Source organism: Solwaraspora sp. WMMB335 (genome assembly GCF_049179075.1).
Classification (GTDB): domain Bacteria; phylum Actinomycetota; class Actinomycetes; order Mycobacteriales; family Micromonosporaceae; genus Micromonospora_E.
Genome location: NZ_JBMHMF010000001.1, coordinates 5034178 through 5052188, shown reverse-complemented (window position 1 = coordinate 5052188; position 18011 = coordinate 5034178). Strand labels below are relative to the sequence as shown.

General features: G+C 67.5%; 30 protein-coding genes and 1 pseudogene. All 31 read right to left on the bottom strand.

Annotated features, from left to right (window positions below; all coding sequences use genetic code 11):
- Positions 1 to 49: 49 nt before the first annotated feature.
- The 31 genes and pseudogenes from rpsD to tuf all read right to left on the bottom strand — a co-directional run bounded on the left by rpsD (position 50) and on the right by tuf (position 17902).
- The gene (gene rpsD, locus ACN27F_RS21975; RefSeq protein ID WP_421436350.1) at positions 50 to 676 is read right to left on the bottom strand and encodes a 30S ribosomal protein S4; all 627 of its coding nucleotides are present in this window, start codon (positions 674 to 676) and stop codon (positions 50 to 52) included.
- A gap of 14 nt (positions 677 to 690) precedes the next feature.
- On the bottom strand, positions 691 to 1098 hold the full coding sequence (gene rpsK / locus ACN27F_RS21970) for a 30S ribosomal protein S11 (RefSeq protein WP_007073011.1): 408 nt from the start codon (positions 1096 to 1098) through the stop codon (positions 691 to 693).
- Between the two features lie 61 nt (positions 1099 to 1159).
- Positions 1160 to 1540: a 30S ribosomal protein S13 gene (rpsM, locus tag ACN27F_RS21965; RefSeq protein WP_421436347.1), complete on the bottom strand. Its 381-nt coding sequence runs from the start codon at positions 1538 to 1540 to the stop codon at positions 1160 to 1162.
- Positions 1541 to 1788: 248 nt separating this feature from the next.
- Positions 1789 to 1902: a 50S ribosomal protein L36 gene (gene rpmJ / locus ACN27F_RS21960; RefSeq protein ID WP_012184307.1), complete on the bottom strand. Its 114-nt coding sequence runs from the start codon at positions 1900 to 1902 to the stop codon at positions 1789 to 1791.
- A 91-nt stretch (positions 1903 to 1993) separates the two neighbouring features.
- Complete coding sequence (gene infA / locus ACN27F_RS21955; protein ID WP_007073013.1) at positions 1994 to 2215, bottom strand: translation initiation factor IF-1; 222 nt, start codon at positions 2213 to 2215, stop codon at positions 1994 to 1996.
- A 333-nt stretch (positions 2216 to 2548) separates the two neighbouring features.
- Complete coding sequence (locus ACN27F_RS21950; RefSeq protein WP_421436344.1) at positions 2549 to 3103, bottom strand: DUF1707 SHOCT-like domain-containing protein; 555 nt, start codon at positions 3101 to 3103, stop codon at positions 2549 to 2551.
- Positions 3104 to 3200: 97 nt separating this feature from the next.
- Positions 3201 to 4049: a type I methionyl aminopeptidase gene (gene map / locus ACN27F_RS21945; protein WP_421436341.1), complete on the bottom strand. Its 849-nt coding sequence runs from the start codon at positions 4047 to 4049 to the stop codon at positions 3201 to 3203.
- Between the two features lie 78 nt (positions 4050 to 4127).
- Complete coding sequence (locus ACN27F_RS21940; protein WP_421436339.1) at positions 4128 to 4781, bottom strand: adenylate kinase; 654 nt, start codon at positions 4779 to 4781, stop codon at positions 4128 to 4130.
- Positions 4782 to 6113 carry a preprotein translocase subunit SecY gene (gene secY, locus ACN27F_RS21935; protein ID WP_421436336.1) on the bottom strand — a complete coding sequence of 444 codons (1332 nt, stop codon included), beginning with the start codon at positions 6111 to 6113 and terminating at the stop codon, positions 4782 to 4784.
- Between the two features lie 230 nt (positions 6114 to 6343).
- A complete protein-coding gene (gene rplO, locus ACN27F_RS21930; protein WP_421436334.1) occupies positions 6344 to 6787 on the bottom strand; it encodes a 50S ribosomal protein L15 in 444 nt (147 codons plus the stop codon).
- Complete coding sequence (rpmD, locus tag ACN27F_RS21925) at positions 6787 to 6969, bottom strand: 50S ribosomal protein L30 (protein WP_018784560.1); 183 nt, start codon at positions 6967 to 6969, stop codon at positions 6787 to 6789. The genes rplO and rpmD overlap by 1 nt, the downstream gene beginning before the upstream one ends.
- A gap of 28 nt (positions 6970 to 6997) precedes the next feature.
- Positions 6998 to 7612, bottom strand: a complete 615-nt coding sequence (gene rpsE, locus ACN27F_RS21920) for a 30S ribosomal protein S5 (RefSeq protein WP_421436331.1) — start codon at positions 7610 to 7612, stop codon at positions 6998 to 7000.
- A 72-nt stretch (positions 7613 to 7684) separates the two neighbouring features.
- The gene (gene rplR, locus ACN27F_RS21915; protein ID WP_421440380.1) at positions 7685 to 8068 is read right to left on the bottom strand and encodes a 50S ribosomal protein L18; all 384 of its coding nucleotides are present in this window, start codon (positions 8066 to 8068) and stop codon (positions 7685 to 7687) included.
- A gap of 64 nt (positions 8069 to 8132) precedes the next feature.
- Entirely contained in the window at positions 8133 to 8675 is a 543-nt protein-coding gene (gene rplF / locus ACN27F_RS21910) for a 50S ribosomal protein L6 (protein ID WP_421436329.1), read from the bottom strand.
- Positions 8676 to 8692: 17 nt separating this feature from the next.
- On the bottom strand, positions 8693 to 9100 hold the full coding sequence (rpsH, locus tag ACN27F_RS21905) for a 30S ribosomal protein S8 (protein WP_421436327.1): 408 nt from the start codon (positions 9098 to 9100) through the stop codon (positions 8693 to 8695).
- A gap of 77 nt (positions 9101 to 9177) precedes the next feature.
- Positions 9178 to 9363, bottom strand: a complete 186-nt coding sequence (locus ACN27F_RS21900) for a type Z 30S ribosomal protein S14 (protein WP_007465272.1) — start codon at positions 9361 to 9363, stop codon at positions 9178 to 9180.
- Between the two features lie 3 nt (positions 9364 to 9366).
- On the bottom strand, positions 9367 to 9936 hold the full coding sequence (gene rplE / locus ACN27F_RS21895) for a 50S ribosomal protein L5 (RefSeq protein ID WP_421436324.1): 570 nt from the start codon (positions 9934 to 9936) through the stop codon (positions 9367 to 9369).
- Positions 9936 to 10250: a 50S ribosomal protein L24 gene (rplX, locus tag ACN27F_RS21890; RefSeq protein ID WP_421436322.1), complete on the bottom strand. Its 315-nt coding sequence runs from the start codon at positions 10248 to 10250 to the stop codon at positions 9936 to 9938. The genes rplE and rplX overlap by 1 nt, the downstream gene beginning before the upstream one ends.
- 3 nt (positions 10251 to 10253) lie before the next feature.
- Positions 10254 to 10622 carry a 50S ribosomal protein L14 gene (gene rplN / locus ACN27F_RS21885; protein WP_123606139.1) on the bottom strand — a complete coding sequence of 123 codons (369 nt, stop codon included), beginning with the start codon at positions 10620 to 10622 and terminating at the stop codon, positions 10254 to 10256.
- 130 nt (positions 10623 to 10752) lie between these two features.
- Positions 10753 to 11043, bottom strand: a complete 291-nt coding sequence (gene rpsQ, locus ACN27F_RS21880; protein WP_421436319.1) for a 30S ribosomal protein S17 — start codon at positions 11041 to 11043, stop codon at positions 10753 to 10755.
- Complete coding sequence (gene rpmC, locus ACN27F_RS21875) at positions 11040 to 11276, bottom strand: 50S ribosomal protein L29 (RefSeq protein WP_421436318.1); 237 nt, start codon at positions 11274 to 11276, stop codon at positions 11040 to 11042. The genes rpsQ and rpmC overlap by 4 nt, the downstream gene beginning before the upstream one ends.
- A complete protein-coding gene (rplP, locus tag ACN27F_RS21870; RefSeq protein ID WP_421436315.1) occupies positions 11276 to 11701 on the bottom strand; it encodes a 50S ribosomal protein L16 in 426 nt (141 codons plus the stop codon). The genes rpmC and rplP overlap by 1 nt, the downstream gene beginning before the upstream one ends.
- Before the next feature lie 3 nt (positions 11702 to 11704).
- Positions 11705 to 12574, bottom strand: coding sequence for a 30S ribosomal protein S3 (gene rpsC / locus ACN27F_RS21865; RefSeq protein WP_421436313.1), 870 nt, complete (start codon positions 12572 to 12574; stop codon positions 11705 to 11707).
- A 143-nt stretch (positions 12575 to 12717) separates the two neighbouring features.
- Positions 12718 to 13173: pseudogene (gene rplV / locus ACN27F_RS21860) on the bottom strand (50S ribosomal protein L22); the annotation flags it as partial.
- 38 nt (positions 13174 to 13211) lie between these two features.
- The gene (gene rpsS, locus ACN27F_RS21855) at positions 13212 to 13493 is read right to left on the bottom strand and encodes a 30S ribosomal protein S19 (protein WP_123606145.1); all 282 of its coding nucleotides are present in this window, start codon (positions 13491 to 13493) and stop codon (positions 13212 to 13214) included.
- Positions 13494 to 13510: 17 nt separating this feature from the next.
- A complete protein-coding gene (gene rplB / locus ACN27F_RS21850) occupies positions 13511 to 14350 on the bottom strand; it encodes a 50S ribosomal protein L2 (RefSeq protein WP_421436311.1) in 840 nt (279 codons plus the stop codon).
- A 12-nt stretch (positions 14351 to 14362) separates the two neighbouring features.
- Positions 14363 to 14665 (bottom strand): 50S ribosomal protein L23, encoded by a 303-nt coding sequence (rplW, locus tag ACN27F_RS21845; protein ID WP_421436308.1) that lies wholly within the window; start codon positions 14663 to 14665, stop codon positions 14363 to 14365.
- Positions 14662 to 15330, bottom strand: a complete 669-nt coding sequence (gene rplD / locus ACN27F_RS21840; protein WP_421436307.1) for a 50S ribosomal protein L4 — start codon at positions 15328 to 15330, stop codon at positions 14662 to 14664. Before rplD ends, rplW begins: the two co-directional genes overlap by 4 nt.
- Positions 15330 to 15992, bottom strand: coding sequence for a 50S ribosomal protein L3 (gene rplC / locus ACN27F_RS21835; RefSeq protein ID WP_421436305.1), 663 nt, complete (start codon positions 15990 to 15992; stop codon positions 15330 to 15332). The genes rplD and rplC overlap by 1 nt, the downstream gene beginning before the upstream one ends.
- A gap of 10 nt (positions 15993 to 16002) precedes the next feature.
- Positions 16003 to 16311, bottom strand: coding sequence for a 30S ribosomal protein S10 (gene rpsJ / locus ACN27F_RS21830; protein WP_007073037.1), 309 nt, complete (start codon positions 16309 to 16311; stop codon positions 16003 to 16005).
- 397 nt (positions 16312 to 16708) lie between these two features.
- On the bottom strand, positions 16709 to 17902 hold the full coding sequence (gene tuf, locus ACN27F_RS21825; protein ID WP_421436302.1) for an elongation factor Tu: 1194 nt from the start codon (positions 17900 to 17902) through the stop codon (positions 16709 to 16711).
- Positions 17903 to 18011 lie beyond the last annotated feature (109 nt).

The window sequence follows — 18011 nt, the reverse complement described above, 5'->3', positions numbered from 1 at the left end:
TGGGGTCGTGGCCGGCCGATGCCGGGACGACCCCACCGACGGGGGTGGCTCACTTCGAGTAGAGCTCGACGATCAGCTGCTCCTGGACCTGCGTGTCGATAACCTGGCGGGCCGGGAGGGAGTGCACGAGGATCTTCATCTGGCTGGGGATGGCCTCCAGCCAGGCCGGCACGGTCTTGGACCCGGCCTCGCCCTGGGCGACCAGGAACGGGGTCAGCTCCTTCGACTTCGTCCGTACCTCGACGATGTCGTGCTCCTTGACGCGGAACGAGGGAATGTCGACCTTCTTGCCGTTGACCGTGAAGTGTCCGTGCTTGACCAACTGGCGGGCCATGTCACGGGACTTGGCGTAGCCGGCCCGGTAGACCACGTTGTCCAGACGGGACTCCAGGATCTGCAGCAGCACCTCACCGGTCTTGGCCTGCTTGGCCACGGCTTCCTCGTAGTAACCGCGGAACTGCTTCTCCAGCACGCCGTACACCCGGCGGGCCTTCTGCTTCTCGCGCAGCTGCAGGAGGTACTCGGTCTCCTTGGTCCGGCCCCGGCCGTGCTGCCCGGGCGGGAAGGGGCGGGACTCGAACGGGCACTTCGGCCCATCGCACTTGCTGCCCTTGAGGAACAGCTTCATCTTCTCCCGCCGGCAACGGCGGCAGTCAGCACCGGTGTAACGAGCCATCTTTCCCTAACCTCTCAGACCCGACGACGCTTCGGCGGACGGCACCCGTTGTGCGGCTGCGGCGTGACGTCGGAGATCTGTCCGACCTCCAGACCGACGGCCTGCAGCGAACGGATGGCGGTCTCCCGGCCGGAGCCGGGGCCTTTGACGAAGACGTCGACCTTGCGCATGCCGTGCTCCATCGCCCGCCGGGCGGCCGCCTCGGCGGCCAACTGGGCGGCGAACGGAGTCGACTTGCGGGAGCCCTTGAAGCCGACCTGGCCGGCGGAGGCCCAGGAGATCACCGCACCGGTCGGGTCGGTGATCGAAACGATGGTGTTGTTGAAGGTGCTCTTGATGTGCGCCTGCCCGTGGGCGACGTTCTTGCGTTCCTTGCGCCGGACCTTCTTGACTGCGGCTCCAGCGCGAGCCTTCGGTGGCATAAGTTCTCTGCGCTCCTATTGAACGATCCAGGTATCCGGTCGAGCCCGGTGACGGCCAGGACTACTTTTTGCCCGGCTTCTTCTTGCCGGCGACGGTCCGCTTCGGGCCCTTGCGGGTCCGGGCGTTGGTCCGGGTGCGCTGGCCACGTACGGGCAGCCCGCGGCGGTGCCGGATCCCCTCGTAGCAGCCGATCTCGACCTTGCGGCGGATGTCTGCCTGCACCTCACGACGCAGATCACCTTCGACCTTGAAGCTGGCCTCGATGTGATCCCGGAGCTGGACCAGCTCCTCGTCGGTGAGGTCCCGGACCCGCTTGTTCGGGTCGATGCCAGTCGCGGCCAGCGTGGCGATCGAACGGGTCCGGCCGATCCCGAAAATGTAGGTGAGCGCGATCTCCATCCGCTTCTCGCGGGGCAGATCCACGCCGACTAGACGTGCCATGTGTGGGCGTAACTCCTCAGCTGTGTCTCGCGGAGGTCTGAGCCCGATCCACCCCGGCTGCCCATGCCGCTGTCCCGATGGGCGCAGACGACGTTGCCGGGCCCCGGCCTCCGACCGGGGGTGGGTCGCGATGGACGGCGTGGTGACGCTTGCCGCTCGCGGCTGGAACGAGCATGTGCTGTTGTGGTGCTGATCGGCCGCCAGTGCCGCCCCGTCGCCGGCCCGGTCGTGCCGGTCGGCCGCAGGGGTCAGCCCTGGCGCTGCTTGTGCCGGGGGTCGGTGCAGATGACCATCACCCGGCCGTGCCGACGGATCACCCGGCACTTGTTGCAGATCCTCTTGACGCTCGGCTTGACCTTCACGGTATGCCTTACTTCCGTTGATGCCCGCCCGCACGGACGGCGAGCCGGGCTTGCGGACGGACACGGGACGCCCCGGCCGCCGTCAGGCGGGTTACTTGTAGCGATAGACGATGCGCCCGCGGGTGAGGTCGTACGGCGAGAGCTCGACGACGACCCGATCCTCGGGCAGGATGCGGATGTAGTGCTGCCGCATCTTGCCGCTGATGTGAGCCAGCACCTTGTGACCGTTGGCGAGCTCGACCCGGAACATCGCGTTCGGGAGTGGCTCGATCACCCGGCCTTCGATCTCGATGGCCCCGTCTTTTTTCGGCATGTCCTCCGCTGTCCTGACGTCGGTTGCTCGGGATCGGCTCACAACACCTTTCGCGGCCGGCCCACACGGCCCCTGTTCACCGTGCCGACCCGACCGCGCCAGCCGCGGCTCCAGACACTGGCCAGTTGCCGGAGGGGACGTGAGAACCCTTCCGGCGCACCAGTCAGACACGGCCTGCCGAAGCGCAGAAGCAGGCACGCTGGAGTGGACGCTGTGCGCCGATCCACCAGTGTACGCGGGTGGCTTCGCACCCGGCAAACCGCACCCTGCCCGGGGCCAGGTTAGCCGACCTGATCCGGTCATCGGGGGATGTCGCGGCGAAACGCTGCCGGGTCAGGCAGTCCCGGACCCCGGCTCACCCTGCCTCCGCGAAGCCTTTTCCTGTCTCTCCAATGCCTGCCGGGCCCGCTTGGCCGCACGTTGCTGCGGCTCGCCCTTCATCAGACCGAGCACCGTCGACACCACCAGCACCGCCCCCCATGGTCCGGCCACCCAGCCGGGCCAGAAGTAGAGCAGCTGCTGTGACATCAGACAGGTGATCAACCAGATACCGATCGTGATGCCGACCGTGGCCGCGTACCCGTCCCACTGGTCGACCAGCCAGCGCCGGGTGGCACCCGGATAGCGACCGTCCGGGCCTGGCGTCAACTCGGCGGGCAGGCTACCGGTGATGATCGGCGCGAGTTGGGACCTACCGACCGCCGCCAGCGGCGGCAGGTCGTCGAGCAGACCGTTGAGATCACCGTACGTCTTGGCGGCATAAGCCTGCTGCAGACGCTCGTCGAATTCGGCGAGATCCAGCCGGCCCTCGCTCAGCGCGGCGCGCAGCCGCTCGGCGACCGCTTCCCGGTCCGCGTCGGCCGCCCGCATCCCGTCCCGCCGGTCCATGGATACGAGCATGGCACCTCGGCGCAAGTCCGGCCAGCGCGGATCAGCGCAGCGCGCCGGCCAGCGCGGATCAGCCCGGTGTGCCGGCCAACGCGGATCAGCGCGGCGCGCCGGCCGGTTGCCGGGCGGTGACCAGGTCGCCGAGCCTGGCCCGCCCGCCGTCCGGCTCGGTCAACACCCAGACTCCGTCGGGCAACAGCGCGATGGAATGCTCGACGTGCACCGCCATCGACCGGTCCCGGGTCACCACCGTCCAGCCGTCGGAGAGCTCCTCGGTCCGCGGCGACCCGAGGGTGATCATCGGCTCGATCGCCAGTGCCATGCCCGCGACCAGCCGCGGCCCTTTGCCGGGTCGACCGTAGTTGAGCACATGCGGGTCCTGGTGCATCTCGGTGCCGATACCGTGTCCGCCGTAGCCCTCCACGATGCCGTACCGCCCGCCAGCACGGATGGCCCGCTCGACCGCGTAGGAGATGTCCGTCAGCCGGCCCCGGCCGGTCGCCGCGCCGCGGGTGGCGGCGGCGATTCCGGCCCACAAGGCGTCCTCGGCAACCGCAGCCATCCGTAGCAGCTCGGGACGGGCCTCGCCGACGGGCGCGGTGAACGCGGCGTCGCCGTGCCAGCCGTCCAGCACGGCGCCGCAGTCGATCGAGACGATGTCGCCTTCGCGCAGCACCTGCCGGGACGTCGGGATGGCGTGCACCACCTGCTCGTTGACGGAGGAACAGATGGTCGCCGGGTAACCGTGGTAGCCCTTGAAGGAGGGGACCGCGCCAGCGTCCCGGATGGTCGCTTCGGCGATCGCGTCCAGTTCGGCGGTGGAGACGCCAGGGGCGACGGCGGCGCGCATTTTGGCCAGTGCATCGGCCACCACCAGGCCGGCGGCCCGCATCCGGTCGATCTGGTCCGGAGTCTTCAGCTGAATGTCCAACTGCTGACGACGCATCGGCTCCTCGTCTCAGGTCGGGCTCGTCATCACCCGACGTGCAGCGGGTGCCACGGTCGGACGTCGACGCCTGTGATCCTACCCGCCGTACGAACGCAGGGCGTCGATCGCACGGGTCGTGACATCCTCCACCGGGCCGGTCGCGTCGATGCCCACCAGCTTGCCCTGGGCGCCGTAGAAATCGACCAACGGTGCGGTCTTCTCGGAGTACTCCACCAGGCGGCGCGCGATGGTCTCCGGCTTGTCGTCGTCGCGCTGGAACAGCTCGGCGCCGCACCGGTCGCAACGGCCCGCCACGGCCGGCGCGTCGAACTCGACGTGCCAGATCTTGCTGCAGCCCCGGCAGGTGCGCCGGCCCGACAGCCGCCGGATGACCTCGTCGTCGTCAACGACGAGCTCCAGCACCAGATCCAGCGCCGTGCCGAGATCGGCCAGCAACTTGTCCAGCGCGGCGGCCTGCGGCGTGGTCCGTGGGAAGCCGTCGAGCAGGAAACCCTCGCCGGCATCCGGCTCGGCAAGCCGGTCCCGGACCATGTTGATGGTCACCTCGTCCGGCACCAGCTTGCCGGCATCCATGTAGCGCTTGGCCTCCACACCCAGCGGAGTGCCTTGGGTCACGTTGGCCCGGAAGATGTCCCCGGTCGAGATCTTGGGCACGACCAGGTGAGCGGCGATGAACTCGGCCTGGGTCCCCTTTCCCGCCCCGGGGGGACCGACCAGTACCAGCCTCATCTACCGGAGGAACCCTTCGTAGTTCCGCTGCATAAGTTGGCTCTCGATCTGCTTCACGGTTTCCAGACCGACACCGACCATGATGAGCACGGCGGTGCCGCCGAACGGGAAGTTCACGTACTGGTCACTGTCCAGCCAGATGAAGAAGAAGTTCGGCAGGACGGAGACGAGGCCGAGATAGAGCGCACCGGGGAGGGTGATCCGGCTGAGGATGAAGTCGAGGTACTCGGCGGTCGGCCGGCCGGGACGGATGCCCGGTACGAAGCCGCCGTACTTCTTCATGTTCTCCGCGACCTCGGTCGGGTTGAACGTGATCGACACGTAGAAGTACGTGAAGAATATGATCATGAGGAAGTACGTGATGATATAGATCGGACTGGTCGGATTCGCCAGGTTGTTCTGAATCCATGCCTGGATCTGACCCGGGTCGTTCGGATCGAAGAACTGCAGCCCGAGCTGCGGCAGGTAGAGCACCGACGAGGCAAAGATCACCGGGATGACGCCGGCCTGGTTGACCTTGAGCGGGATATACGTGGAGGTGCCGCCGTACATCCGCCGGCCGATCATCCGCTTCGCGTACTGCACCGGAATCCGGCGCTGCGCCTGCTCGATAAAGACCACCAGCGTGATGACCACCAGGACGAGCACCAGGACCAGGCCGAACATCCCCCAACCGTGGGTGTTCTTGATGGCCCAACCCTCACTGGGCAGCCGCGCCGCGATCGAGGTGAAGATCAGCACCGACATGCCGTTGCCGACGCCGCGGTCGGTGATCAGCTCGCCCAGCCACATCACCATGCCAGTGCCGGCGGTCATCGTGATGACCAACACACTCAGCGTCAGCCAGATCGGCATGCCGGTCCCGTTCGGGATGATCGGCCACTCGTCGCACATGTTGTTGAACAGCTGCCCGGAGCGGGCCAGCGCGACGAACGCCGAGGCCTGCAGGATGCCCAGCCCCAACGTCAGGTACCGGGTGTACTGCGTGATCTTGGCCTGACCGGACTGCCCCTCCTTGCGCAGCTGCTCCAGCCGCGGAATCACCACGGTGAGCAGCTGCAGGATGATCGACGCGGTGATGTAGGGCATGATGCCCAGCGCGAAGACCGACAACGACAGCAGCGCGCCGCCGGAGAAGAGGTTCAGCAGGGTGAAGACGCCGCTGGCGTCACCGGACTCCATGGCGTCGATGCACTGCTGCACGTTGCCGTACGACACACCGGGACTGGGCAGCGTGGCCCCGAGCCGGTAGACCGCGACGATGAAGACCGTGAACAGCAGCTTCTTGCGCAGGTCAGGCGTGCGGAACGCACTGAGAAAGGCGGAGAGCAACTTCTTCCTCCTGCGCGAGGTGGCCGCCGGATGTCCTGGCGGGTCGGGGTGGGTGCGGTGCGCCCGATATCCATGACTGGCATCGGACTCTAACAGTCCGGCGTCTGTCTGGGCAGGCGTGCCCTAGAACATACACCGATCCCGATATTAACGGGACGAATGTCTCTCCAGGTAGGCGGTGGCGCCCGTCAGTCGCAACTGATCGAGCGCCACACCCACGATCGGCCTGCTCAGAGCTCGGTTGCCGAGCCACCGGCAGCAGTAATCTTCTCTTTCGCGGTGCCGCTGAAGGCGTGCGCCGACACCTGGAGCGTCACCCCACCGAGGTCGCCGCTGCCGAGCACCTTGACCGGCTGGCCCTTGCGGACCGCGCCGACCTCGGCCAGCCGCTGCGGCCCGACCTCGCCGCCGTCGGGGAACAGTTCGGCCAGTCGGTCCAGGTTGACGACCTGATAGACGACCTTGAACCGGTTCTTGAAGCCCTTGAGCTTCGGCAGGCGCATGTGGATGGGCATCTGCCCGCCCTCGAACGCCGCCGAGATGTTCTTGCGGGCCTTCGAGCCCTTGGTGCCCCGTCCGGCGGTCTTGCCCTTCGAACCCTCACCGCGACCCACCCGGGTCTTCGCGGTCTTGGATCCCGGCGCCGGCCGGAGGTGATGGACCTTGATCGTCATTACTCGACCTCCTCGACCTTCACGAGGTGGTTCACGGTGAAGATCATGCCCCGGATCTCGGGACGGTCCTCCTTGACCACCACGTCGTTGATCCGCTTGAGACCGAGCGAGCGCAGCGACTCCCGCTGGTTACGCTTGGTCCCGATCTCGGACCGGACCTGGGTCACCTTCAGACGTGCCATCGCAGCCGTCCTCCGTTCATCGTCGCTGTCACGCCCCTGCGCCCGCACGGGACGCGAGCATCGCGGCCGGAGCCACGTCCTCGACCGGCAGACCTCGCCGGGTAGCCACCGCCTCCGGCGACTCCAGGCTCTTCAACGCCGCCACGGTGGCGTGCACGATGTTGATCGGGTTGGACGAACCGAGGCTCTTGGAAAGCACGTCGTGGATGCCCGCGCACTCCAGCACGGCACGGACCGGGCCACCGGCGATGACGCCGGTACCGGCGCTGGCCGGCTTCAGCAGGACCACACCGGCGGCGTCCTCGCCCTGCACCGGGTGCGGGATCGATGCGGCGATCCGAGGCACCTTGAAGAAGTGCTTCTTGGCCTCCTCGACACCCTTGGCGATCGCTGCGGGTACTTCCTTGGCCTTACCGTAGCCCACACCGACCGTGCCGTCACCATCGCCGACGATCACCAGAGCGGTGAAGCTGAACCGCCGACCGCCCTTCACGACCTTGGCGACCCGGTTGATCGCGACGACGCGTTCCAGGTGCGGGGTCTTCTCGACGGGCGCGTTGCCGCGACCGCCTTCACGGCGGTTGTCGCGGCGACCACCTTCGCTGCCACCGGACCCGCCGCCACGACGCTGTTGACCTGGCATCAGCAGCCTTCCTTCCTACTCGTGACGGGGTTTGCTTCGAACTGAGTCGTGTGTTCAGGCATCAGGCGACCGTCAGAACTCGAGCCCGGCCTCGCGGGCGGCTGTGGCCAGCGCGGCGATCCGACCCGCGTACTTGTTGCCGCCGCGGTCGAACACCACCTTGGCGATGCCCGCCTCCTTGGCCCGCTCGGCGAGCAACGCGCCGACTTTGGTGGCGAGTTCGCTCTTGGCACCTTCGGCGCCACGGATCGAGGGGTCCATCGTCGAGGCGGACACCAGGGTGTGGCCCTTGGTGTCGTCGACGATCTGCGCCACCATGTGCCGCAGGGAGCGGGTGACCACCAGGCGGGGCCGCTGTGCGGTCCCACTGATGTTCTTGCGCACCCGGAAGTGCCGGCGCGCCCGCCCGATCGCGCGGCGGGCCGAGACGCTGCCGCCCGCCCGACGCTTGAGCAATGTAGCCGTCACTGTTCTTCCCTTCCGTTCGTGACTGCGGGGCTCGCAAGCTCGCTCCTCGCACTCACTTCTTACCGGCCTTTCCAGCCTTACGGCGGATGACCTCGCCCTGGTACTTCACGCCCTTGCCCTTGTACGGCTCCGGCGGGCGGATCTTCCGGATGTTGGCGGCCACCTCGCCGACCTGCCACTTGTTGATCCCGGCGATGTGGAACAGCGTGGGCCGCTCCACGGTGAAGGTGATCCCTTCCGGAGCCTGCACCAGCACCGGGTGTGAGAAGCCGAGCGCGAACTCGAGATCCTTGCCCTTGGCGGTGACCCGGTACCCCGTACCGGCGATCTCCAGGGTCTTGCGGTAGCCGTCGGTCACCCCGACGATCATGTTCGCCACCAGAGTCCGGTTCAGCCCGTGGAGTTCCTTGGCCCGGCGCTCGTCGTTGGGGCGGTTGATGTGCAGGTGGCCGTCCTCACCCCGTTCAGCCGTGATCAGCTCGGGCAGCACGTGCTCCAGCTCGCCCTTGGGGCCCTTGACCTTGACGGTCTGGCCGTCGATGGTCACATCGACGCCGGTCGGCACCGGGATCGACTTACGTCCAATACGCGACATTGTTACCAGTCTCCCGATTACCAGACGAAGGCGAGGACTTCCCCGCCAACGCTCCGCTTACGGGCCTGCCGGTCAGTGAGCAGCCCCTGGGACGTCGAAATGATCGCCACGCCCAGGCCGCCGAGCACCCGTGGCAGCTCGCCCGACTTGGCGTACACCCGAAGACCCGGCTTGGACACACGCTTGATCCCGGCCAGGCTCCGCTCCCGGTTCTGGCCGTACTTGAGTTCGACCACCAGCCGCTTGCCGACGACGCCGTCGGTCGGCTCATCGACCTGCCAGGCGGAAATGTAGCCCTCGGCCTTGAGGACCTCGGCGATGTTCGCCTTGATCTTCGAGTACGGCATCGTCACCCGGTCGTGGTACGCCTGGTTGGCGTTGCGCAGACGGGTCAGCATGTCTGCGATCGGGTCAGTCATCGTCATGGGTCTCGTCAACCTTTCTCGCCGGGGTTCCCGGCGGCGCTGCCGCCGGGCCTACGGCGAAGACCTGTCAAGGTGGGTTACCAGGAAGCCTTGGACACGCCGGGCAGTTCACCGCGGTGCGCCATCTCCCGGATGCAGACCCGGCAGAGGCCGAACTTGCGGTACACCGCCTTCGGACGCCCGCACCGCTGGCAGCGGGTGTAGGCACGCACCGAGAACTTCGGCTTCGCGGCCGCCTTGATGATCAGCGCCTTCTTGGCCATTGCTCAGTTCTCCTTGAACGGGAAGCCCAGGAGCTTGAGCAGCGCCCGGCCCTCGTCGTCGGTCTTGGCGGTGGTCACGACCGTGATGTCCATGCCCCGGGTACGGTCGATCCGGTCCTGGTCGATCTCGTGGAACACCGACTGTTCGGTCAGTCCGAACGTGTAGTTGCCGTGCCCGTCCAGCTTGCGCCCGTCGAGACCGCGGAAGTCCCGGATCCGGGGCAGCGCGATGGACAGCAACCGGTCCAGGAACTCCCACATCCGGTCGCCGCGCAGGGTCACCTTGGCCCCGATCGGCATTCCCTCGCGGAGTTTGAACTGGGCGATCGATTTGGTCGCCCGGCGCACCTGCGGCTTCTGCCCGGTGATGGTGGCCAGGTCGCGTACTGCGCCGTCGATCAGTTTGGCGTCCCGGGCGGCGTCACCGACACCCATGTTCACCACGATCTTGACGAGCCCGGGCACCTGCATCGGGTTCGCGTACTTGTACTGCTCCCGCAGCTGCGCGGCGATCTCGTCGCGGTACCGCTGCTTGAGGCGCGGTGCAGGCCTGGTCTGGGTAGCGGTGGTCATCACAGATCCTTACCGTTGCTACGCGCGATCCGGACCTTCTGGCCGCTGTCGTCGAACCGGTAGCCGACCCGGGTCGGCTTGCCGTCGGAGTCGAGCACCTGCACGTTCGAGACGTGAATCGGAGCTTCCTGGGTGACGATGCCACCGGTCTGGCCGCCGCGCTGGGTGGTGCGGATGCGGGTGTGCTTCTTGATCCGGTTCACGCCCTCGACGAGGACCTTGTCCTGCCGTGGGTAGGCCGCGATGACCTTGCCCTTGGCACCCTTGTCCTTACCGGCGATGACGACGACCGTGTCGCCTTTCTTCACCTTCACGGTCTACAGCACCTCCGGCGCCAAAGAAATGATCTTCATGAACCGCTTGTCCCGCAGCTCGCGCCCGACCGGGCCGAAGATGCGGGTGCCGCGTGGGTCCCCACCGTCCTTGATGATGACGGCGGCGTTCTCGTCGAAGCGGATGTACGACCCGTCCGGTCGCCGCTTCTCTTTCGCGGTCCGGACGACGACGGCCTTGACCACGTCGCCCTTCTTCACACCGGCGCCGGGGATCGCATCCTTGACGGTCCCGACGATCACGTCACCGATGCCTGCGTAGCGCCGACCGGAGCCGCCGAGTACCCGGATGCACAGAATCTCCCGAGCACCCGTGTTGTCGGCGACACGCAGTCGCGACTCCTGCTGGATCACGTCTATCTCCTATGTCTGCCAGTCCTCCGGTCGCCCGGAGCTTGGAAGAACCTGGGCCGCGCCACGCGCGGGCTGCCATCCGGACCCGACCGGCCCGAGCGCCACCGACGGCGGCGTGCGGGCCACTCGGCTACTTCGCCTTTTCGAGGATCTCCACCACGCGCCACCGCTTGGTGGCCGACAGCGGCCGGGTCTCCATGAGCAGCACCCGGTCGCCGACGCCGCACGAGTTCTGCTCGTCGTGCGCCTTCAGCTTGCTGGTACGGCGCATGACCTTGCCGTACAGCCGGTGCTTGACCCGGTCCTCGACCTCGACGACGACGGTCTTTTCCATCTTGTCGCTGACCACGAGCCCTTCGCGAACCTTGCGGCGGGCCCGGACGACCGTTGCGCCCTGCTCGGGGGCGGTGTTCTCACTCATGATGCAGCCACCTCAGTCGGCGCGGCGGAGAGTCCCAACTCACGCTCACGCATGATCGTGTAGATCCGGGCGATCTCCCGACGAATGACCTGCAGCCGGCGGTTGTTGTCCAGCTGACCGGTCGCGGACTGCACGCGGAGGTTGAACAGCTCCGCCTTGGCCTCCCGTAGCTTCGTGACCAGCTCCTTCTCGGAGAGTTCACGCAGCTCGGCGGCTGAAACGCCCGCTGCCATCAGCTTTCACCCACTTCGCGCGTCACGATGCGGCACTTCATCGGGAGCTTGTGGATCGCACGACGCATCGCCTCACGCGCGATCTGCTCGTTCGGGAAGGACATCTCGAAGAGCACCCGTCCCGGCTTGATGTTGGCGACCCACCACTCGGGCGAGCCCTTGCCGGAGCCCATCCGGGTCTCGGCCGGCTTCTTGGTCAACGCCTGGTCCGGGAAGACCGTGATCCAGACCTTGCCGCCACGCTTGATGTGCCGGGTCATCGCGATACGAGCCGACTCGATCTGGCGGTTGGTCACGTACGCCGGTTCGAGCGCCTGGATACCGAACTCCCCGAACATCACCCGGGTGCCACCCTTGGCGGCACCGGTACGGCTCGGGTGATGCGGCTTGCGGAAGCCCTTCGGGGGCTTGCGCGGGATCAGCATCTGTCAGCCCTCCTGCGCTGAGCTGTCCGCTCCGGCCGGGGCCGGAGTGGCCGGCGCGGCGTCAGCCGGCGCGGCACTGCTGGTCTTCGTCGAGGAGCCGCCGCCGGACATCTCCGCGGCAGCCGCCCGGCCGGCCTCGGTGCCACCGGCGGTGGTCCCGCTGGAACCGGAACGCCCGCGCCGGGGCCGCTCCGGCCGCTCACGGCGGGGGCGGCTCGGTGCCGCCTCGGCGGGAGCTTCCCGCCCTGGCACCGCGTCGCCCTTGTAGATCCAGACCTTGACACCGATGCGACCGAACGTGGTCCGGGCCTCGAAGAAGCCGTACTCGATGTTGGCCCGCAGGGTGTGCAGCGGCACCCGGCCCTCACGGTAGAACTCGGTACGACTCATTTCCGCACCGCCGAGGCGGCCGGACACCTGCACCCGGATGCCCTTGACGATCGGGTTCTTCATCGCCGACTGCATCGCCTTGCGCATCGCGCGACGGAAACTGACCCGGCTGGCCAGCTGCTCGGCGACGCCCTGGGCGACCAGCTGCGCATCCGACTCGGGGCTCTTCACCTCGAGAATGTTCAACTGCACCTGCTTGCCAGTGAGCTTCTCCAGCTGGCTGCGGATGCGGTCCGCCTCGGCGCCCTTACGACCGATCACGATGCCCGGCCGGGCGGTGTGGATGTCCACCCGCACCCGGTCCCGGGTCCGCTCGATGTCCACCTTGGAGATGCCGGCGCGCTCCAGGCCACTGGACATCATCCGGCGGATCTTGACGTCCTCGGCGATGTAGTCCTTGTAGAGCTTGTCCGCGTACCAGCGCGACTTCCAGTCGGTCGAGATGCCGAGCCGGAACCCGTGCGGGTGAACTTTCTGACCCATTACTCGGCACCCTCCGTGCTGCTCTGCTTGCCGGTGCTCGGCTCGTTGCCGGTGGTCGGCTCGCTCGCCGTACCCTGCGCCGCGGTTTCCTGCGGCGTCTCGGCCGCCGCCGTCTCCTGCGGCGTCTCGGCCGGGCGGGCCGTCTCGGCTGGGCCGGCCGGCTGGGCCTGCTTGGCCGGGCGGGCCTGCTTGGCCGGGCGGGCCTGCTTGGCCGGGCGGCGGGCCGGCGTGGCCGGGGCCACCGCTTCCACCGCGATGGTGATGTGACACGTCCGCTTGCGGATCCGGTACGCCCGGCCCTGTGCCCGTGGCCGGAACCGCTTCAGCGTCGGTCCCTCGTCCACGAACGCCTCGCTGACCAGCAACGCGTCGGGGTCCAGCTGCTCGTTGTTCTCGGCGTTGGCGATCGCGCTGGCCAGGACCTTGTACACCTGCTCACTAGCGGCCTGCGGCGCGAACTGCAGGACGGTGAGCGCCTCCTTCGCGGGCAGGCCGCGGACGAGGTTGACCACCCGGCGCGCCTTCATCGGCGAGACGCGCACGTGCCGCGCAATCGCCCGCGCGCCCGGGAGCACCGGAGCGTCGCCCTTCACTGGCATCGCTGTAACCCCTTGATCCTCTATCCGTGCCCGCGGCGTCAGCGCCGGCGACTCTTGCGGTCGTCCTTCTCGTGACCCTTGAAGGTGCGGGTCAGGGCAAACTCGCCGAGCTTGTGCCCGACCATCGACTCGGTGATGAACACCGGCACGTGCTTGCGTCCGTCGTGCACGGCGATCGTGTGCCCGAGCATCTCGGGGGTGATCGTCGAGCGCCGCGACCAGGTCTTGATGACGTTCTTGGAGCCCTTGTCGTTCTGCGTCTCCACCTTCTTCATCAGGTGGTCGTCGACGAACGGGCCCTTCTTCAGGCTGCGAGGCATGTGCTACCAGACTCCTTCTAGCCGCGCTTGCGGGTGGCGTAGCGGCGGCGGACGATCAGCCGGTCACTCGGCTGGCCCTTGCGACGGGTCCGGCCCTCCGGCTTGCCCTGCGGGTTCACCGGGTGGCGGCCGCCGGAGGTCTTGCCCTCACCACCACCGTGCGGGTGGTCGACCGGGTTCATCGCGACACCACGGACGGTCGGGCGCTTGCCCTTCCAGCGCATCCGGCCGGCCTTGCCCCAGTTGATGTTTGACTGGTCGGCGTTGCCGATCTCACCGATGGTGGCGCGGCACCGTACGTCGACCCGGCGGATCTCGCCGGAGGGCATGCGCAGCGTGGCGTACGCGCCTTCCCGGCCGAGCAGCTGGATGCCGACGCCGGCGGAGCGGGCCAGCTTGGCGCCGCCACCGGGCCGCAGCTCCACGCCGTGGATGGTGGAACCGACCGGGATGTTGCGCAGCGGCAGGTTGTTGCCGGGCTTGATGTCCGCGCTCGGGCCGGACTCCACCACGTCGCCCTGCTTGAGGTCCTTCGGCGCGATGATGTAGCGCTTCTCGCCGTCGGCGTAGTGCAACAGCGCGATCCGGGCGGTGCGGTTCGGGTCGTACTCGATGTGCGCGACCTTGGCCGGCACACCGTCCTTGTCCACCCGCTTGAAGTCGATCAGCCGGTACTGCCGCTTGTGGCCACCACCCTGGTGGCGGGCGGTGATCCGGCCGTGCGCGTTGCGCCCGCCCTTCTTGGGCAGCGGCACCACGAGCGACTTCTCCGGAGTCGACCGGGTGATCTCGGCGAAGTCGGCGACGGACGAACCACGGCGGCCCGGCGTCGTCGGCTTGTACTTACGGATAGCCATTGTCTACACCCCTCAGCTGACCGGGCCGCCGAAGGCCTCGATGCGGTCACCGTCGGCCAGCTTCACCATCGCCCGCTTGGTCGCCTTGCGCTGGCCGTAGCCGGTGCGCGTGCGCTTGCGCTTGCCCTCGCGGTTGAGCGTGTTCACGGTCAGCACCCGGACGTCGAAGATCTGCTGTATGGCGATCTTGATCTGGGTCTTGTTGGCGTCCGGGTGGACCAGAAACGTGTACCAGTTCCGGTTGAGCTCGGCGTAGCTCTTCTCCGAGACCACCGGCGCGACGATGATGTCGCGTGGATCGGCAATCGTGCTCACTTGTCGCCCTCCTCGGTCTGCTCGGTCTGCGCCGGCACGCCCAGCAGCTCGTCGAGGGCATCCTTGGTGAAGACCACGTCGTCGGCGACCAGCACGTCGTACGTGTTGAGCTGCCCCACCTCGATCAGGTGCACCAGGGACGCGCTGTTACGCAGGTTGCGCAACGACAACCAGTTCAGCTCGTCGGTCGCGCTGAGCACGATCAGCACCCGCTTGGCCTGGGTGACCTTGCGCAGCGTGGCCAGCGCGACCTTGGTCGACGGCTTTTCGCCCCCGACGAACGCCTCGACCACGTGGACCTGGCCGGCGCGCGCCCGGTCGGACAGGGCGCCACGCAGCGCGGCGGCCTTCATCTTCTTCGGGGTGCGCTGGCTGTAGTCACGCGGGACCGGCCCGTGTACGACACCACCACCGGCGAACTGCGGCGCCCGGATCGAACCCTGCCGGGCGCGACCGGTGCCCTTCTGCTTGTAGGGCTTCTTGCCGCCGCCGGCGACCTCGCCCCGGGTCTTGGTCTTGTGGGTGCCCTGGCGCGCGGCGGCGAGCTGGGCGACCACGACCTGGTGCATGAGGGCGACATTGGCCTGTACGTCGAAGACCTCGCCGGGCAGCTCGACCGTGCCGCTCTTGGCGCCCTCGACGTTGATCACGTCAACGGTCGTCATCAGTTACTCGACCCCTTCTTCACCGGTGCCTTCGCCGCGCTGCGGACCAGGATCAACGCGCCCTTGGGGCCGGGGATGGCACCCTTGACGAGCAGCAGGTTGTTGTCCTGGTCGACGGCCTGCACGGTGAGGTTCTGCACGGTGTAGCGGACACTGCCCATCCGACCCGCCATCCGGACACCCTTGAAGACGCGTCCCGGGGTCGCGCAGGCGCCGATCGAACCGGGCGAACGGTGCTTGCGCTCGACACCGTGGCTGGCCCGCAGACCGTGGAAGCCGTGCCGCTTCATCACACCGGCGAAGCCCTTGCCCTTGGTCTTGCCGGTGACGTCGATCCGGGCACCCGGCTCGAAGGTCCCGACGGTGACCTCCTGACCCAGCTCGTACTGGCTGGCGTCAGTGGTACGCAACTCGACGATGTGCCGCCGAGGGGCCACGCCGGACTTGGCGAAGTGGCCGGACCTCGGCTTGTTCACCTTGCGCGGGTCGACCGCGCCGAACGCGAGCTGGACCGCGGAGTAGCCGTCCTTGTCGGGGGTGCGCACCTGGGTCACCACACACGGGCCGGCCTGCACCACGGTGACCGGGACGACACGGTTGTTGTCCCAGATCTGGGTCATGCCGAGCTTGGCGCCCAGGATGCCCTTCACTTGCCTGTCCATTGTCCGGTCCCTACAGCTTGATCTCGATGTCGACGCCAGCCGGCAGGTCGAGGCGCATCAGCGAATCGACCGTCTTCGGGGTCGGGTCGATGATATCGATCAGACGCTTGTGCGTGCGCATCTCGAAGTGCTCGCGCGAGTCCTTGTACTTGTGCGGCGAACGGATGACGCAGAAACGGTTGATCTCAGTAGGCAGCGGCACCGGGCCTGCGACCTGAGCGCCGGTGCGCGTCACCGTCTCGACGATCTTCCGCGCCGAGGAGTCCACGACCTCGTGGTCATAGGCCTTGAGCCGGATGCGGATCTTCTGTCCCGCCATGGTGGCTTCTGTTCCTTCTCTCTCCGCCCGCAATGGAGCTCCGCTCGCCGGAGCGGATGCCGCCGGTCGGACCCCCGGCGCTGCCGTTTCCTCGTGTGTCCCACCCCCGCGGTCGGGCGTGTCGCATCTGCTGGCCAGGCTCCGCCCCGGGTAACCCGGAGCGATCCGGTCGCGCAGAGACACACCCTGCCGCTGAGATGTCGGGCGCCAAGCGGATTCACAGACACTGCAAGAGTCGATCACTTCTGCCATGACCGGCCGACTCGCGATGCCGCGGCTCATCCGCTCCGGACGCCGTGCGAGGGTGGCTGACTGCCGGGCAACCAGCCACCCTGCGCGGACGCAACCTGACTAGTATGCCGTACCGCAGTACGACAAGGCCAATCGGGTTACCAGTTCACTTGATGATCTTGGTGACCCGACCGGCGCCGACCGTCCGGCCACCCTCACGGATCGCGAACTTGAGGTTCTCCTCCATCGCGATCGGCTGGATCAGCTTGACGGACATGGTGGTGTTGTCACCCGGCATGACCATCTCGGTGCCCTCCGGCAACGTGACCACGCCGGTCACGTCGGTGGTCCGGAAGTAGAACTGCGGACGGTAGTTCTGGAAGAACGGCGTGTGCCGGCCGCCCTCCTCCTTGGAGAGGATGTAGACGGTCGCCTCGAACTCCGTGTGCGGGGTGGTGGTACCCGGCTTGATGACCACCATGCCGCGCTCGACGTCCTCGCGCTTGACACCACGCAGCAGCAGGCCGACGTTCTCACCGGCGCGCGCCTCGTCGAGCAGCTTGCGGAACATCTCGATGCCGGTGCAGGTCGTCTTGATCGACTTCTCGCGGATACCGACGATCTCGACTTCCTCGTTCGGCTTGAGTACGCCACGCTCGGCACGCCCGGTGACCACGGTGCCGCGACCGGTGATCGTGAAGACGTCCTCGATCGGCATCAGGAACGGCTTCTCAATCTCCCGCTCGGGCTGTGGGATCGCGGTGTCGACCGCGTTCATCAGCTCCATGAGCTTGTCGGACCACTCCGGGTCGCCCTCCAGCGCCTTCAGCGCCGAGACGCGGATCACCGGCAGGTCGTCGCCCGGGTACTCCTGGGCCGACAGCAGCTCGCGGACCTCCAGCTCGACCAGCTCGAGCAGTTCCTCGTCGTCGACCATGTCGCTCTTGTTGAGCGCCACGACGATGTACGGGACGCCGACCTGGCGGGCCAGCAGCACGTGCTCGCGGGTCTGCGGCATCGGACCGTCGGTCGCCGCGACCACCAGGATCGCGCCGTCCATCTGCGCGGCACCGGTGATCATGTTCTTGATGTAGTCGGCGTGACCGGGGCAGTCTACGTGCGCGTAGTGCCGCGCCTCGGTCTGGTACTCGACGTGTGCGATCGAGATCGTGATGCCGCGCGCCTTCTCCTCCGGCGCCTTGTCGATCTCGTCGAACGGCGTGTACGGGTTCAGGTCCGGCATCCTGTCGTGCAGGACCTTGGTGATGGCCGCCGTCAGCGTCGTCTTACCGTGGTCGATGTGACCAATGGTGCCGATGTTGACGTGCGGCTTAGTCCGCTCGAACTTCGCCTTCGCCACTGGTGTCCTCCTGTGGACTTCTTGGTTCGTACGCCCGGCGCGCCGTTCGGCGCTTAGGACTCTGTCGACAGCCTTTCCGGTCCGGTGTCGGCGACCGGGAAGTGCTTGG

Excerpts from the sequence above, each read along its gene's own strand:
- rpsD (WP_421436350.1), bottom strand. The coding sequence starts at position 676 with ATGGCTCGTTACACCGGTGCTGACTGCCGCCGTTGCCGGCGGGAGAAG.
- rpsK (WP_007073011.1), bottom strand. The coding sequence starts at position 1,098 with ATGCCACCGAAGGCTCGCGCTGGAGCCGCAGTCAAGAAGGTCCGGCGC.
- rpsM (WP_421436347.1), bottom strand. The coding sequence starts at position 1,540 with ATGGCACGTCTAGTCGGCGTGGATCTGCCCCGCGAGAAGCGGATGGAG.
- infA (WP_007073013.1), bottom strand. The coding sequence starts at position 2,215 with ATGCCGAAAAAAGACGGGGCCATCGAGATCGAAGGCCGGGTGATCGAG.
- ACN27F_RS21950 (WP_421436344.1), bottom strand. The coding sequence starts at position 3,103 with ATGGACCGGCGGGACGGGATGCGGGCGGCCGACGCGGACCGGGAAGCG.
- map (WP_421436341.1), bottom strand. The coding sequence starts at position 4,049 with ATGCGTCGTCAGCAGTTGGACATTCAGCTGAAGACTCCGGACCAGATC.
- ACN27F_RS21940 (WP_421436339.1), bottom strand. The coding sequence starts at position 4,781 with ATGAGGCTGGTACTGGTCGGTCCCCCCGGGGCGGGAAAGGGGACCCAG.
- rplO (WP_421436334.1), bottom strand. The coding sequence starts at position 6,787 with ATGACGATCAAGGTCCATCACCTCCGGCCGGCGCCGGGATCCAAGACC.
- rpmD (WP_018784560.1), bottom strand. The coding sequence starts at position 6,969 with ATGGCACGTCTGAAGGTGACCCAGGTCCGGTCCGAGATCGGGACCAAG.
- rpsE (WP_421436331.1), bottom strand. The coding sequence starts at position 7,612 with ATGCCAGGTCAACAGCGTCGTGGCGGCGGGTCCGGTGGCAGCGAAGGT.
- rplF (WP_421436329.1), bottom strand. The coding sequence starts at position 8,675 with ATGTCGCGTATTGGACGTAAGTCGATCCCGGTGCCGACCGGCGTCGAT.
- rpsH (WP_421436327.1), bottom strand. The coding sequence starts at position 9,100 with ATGACGATGACTGACCCGATCGCAGACATGCTGACCCGTCTGCGCAAC.
- ACN27F_RS21900 (WP_007465272.1), bottom strand. The coding sequence starts at position 9,363 with ATGGCCAAGAAGGCGCTGATCATCAAGGCGGCCGCGAAGCCGAAGTTC.
- rplE (WP_421436324.1), bottom strand. The coding sequence starts at position 9,936 with ATGACCACCGCTACCCAGACCAGGCCTGCACCGCGCCTCAAGCAGCGG.
- rpsQ (WP_421436319.1), bottom strand. The coding sequence starts at position 11,043 with ATGAGTGAGAACACCGCCCCCGAGCAGGGCGCAACGGTCGTCCGGGCC.
- rpmC (WP_421436318.1), bottom strand. The coding sequence starts at position 11,276 with ATGGCAGCGGGCGTTTCAGCCGCCGAGCTGCGTGAACTCTCCGAGAAG.
- rplP (WP_421436315.1), bottom strand. The coding sequence starts at position 11,701 with ATGCTGATCCCGCGCAAGCCCCCGAAGGGCTTCCGCAAGCCGCATCAC.
- rpsC (WP_421436313.1), bottom strand. The coding sequence starts at position 12,574 with ATGGGTCAGAAAGTTCACCCGCACGGGTTCCGGCTCGGCATCTCGACC.
- rpsS (WP_123606145.1), bottom strand. The coding sequence starts at position 13,493 with ATGCCTCGCAGCCTGAAGAAGGGCCCGTTCGTCGACGACCACCTGATG.
- rplB (WP_421436311.1), bottom strand. The coding sequence starts at position 14,350 with ATGGCTATCCGTAAGTACAAGCCGACGACGCCGGGCCGCCGTGGTTCG.
- rplD (WP_421436307.1), bottom strand. The coding sequence starts at position 15,330 with ATGACGACCGTTGACGTGATCAACGTCGAGGGCGCCAAGAGCGGCACG.
- rplC (WP_421436305.1), bottom strand. The coding sequence starts at position 15,992 with ATGGACAGGCAAGTGAAGGGCATCCTGGGCGCCAAGCTCGGCATGACC.
- rpsJ (WP_007073037.1), bottom strand. The coding sequence starts at position 16,311 with ATGGCGGGACAGAAGATCCGCATCCGGCTCAAGGCCTATGACCACGAG.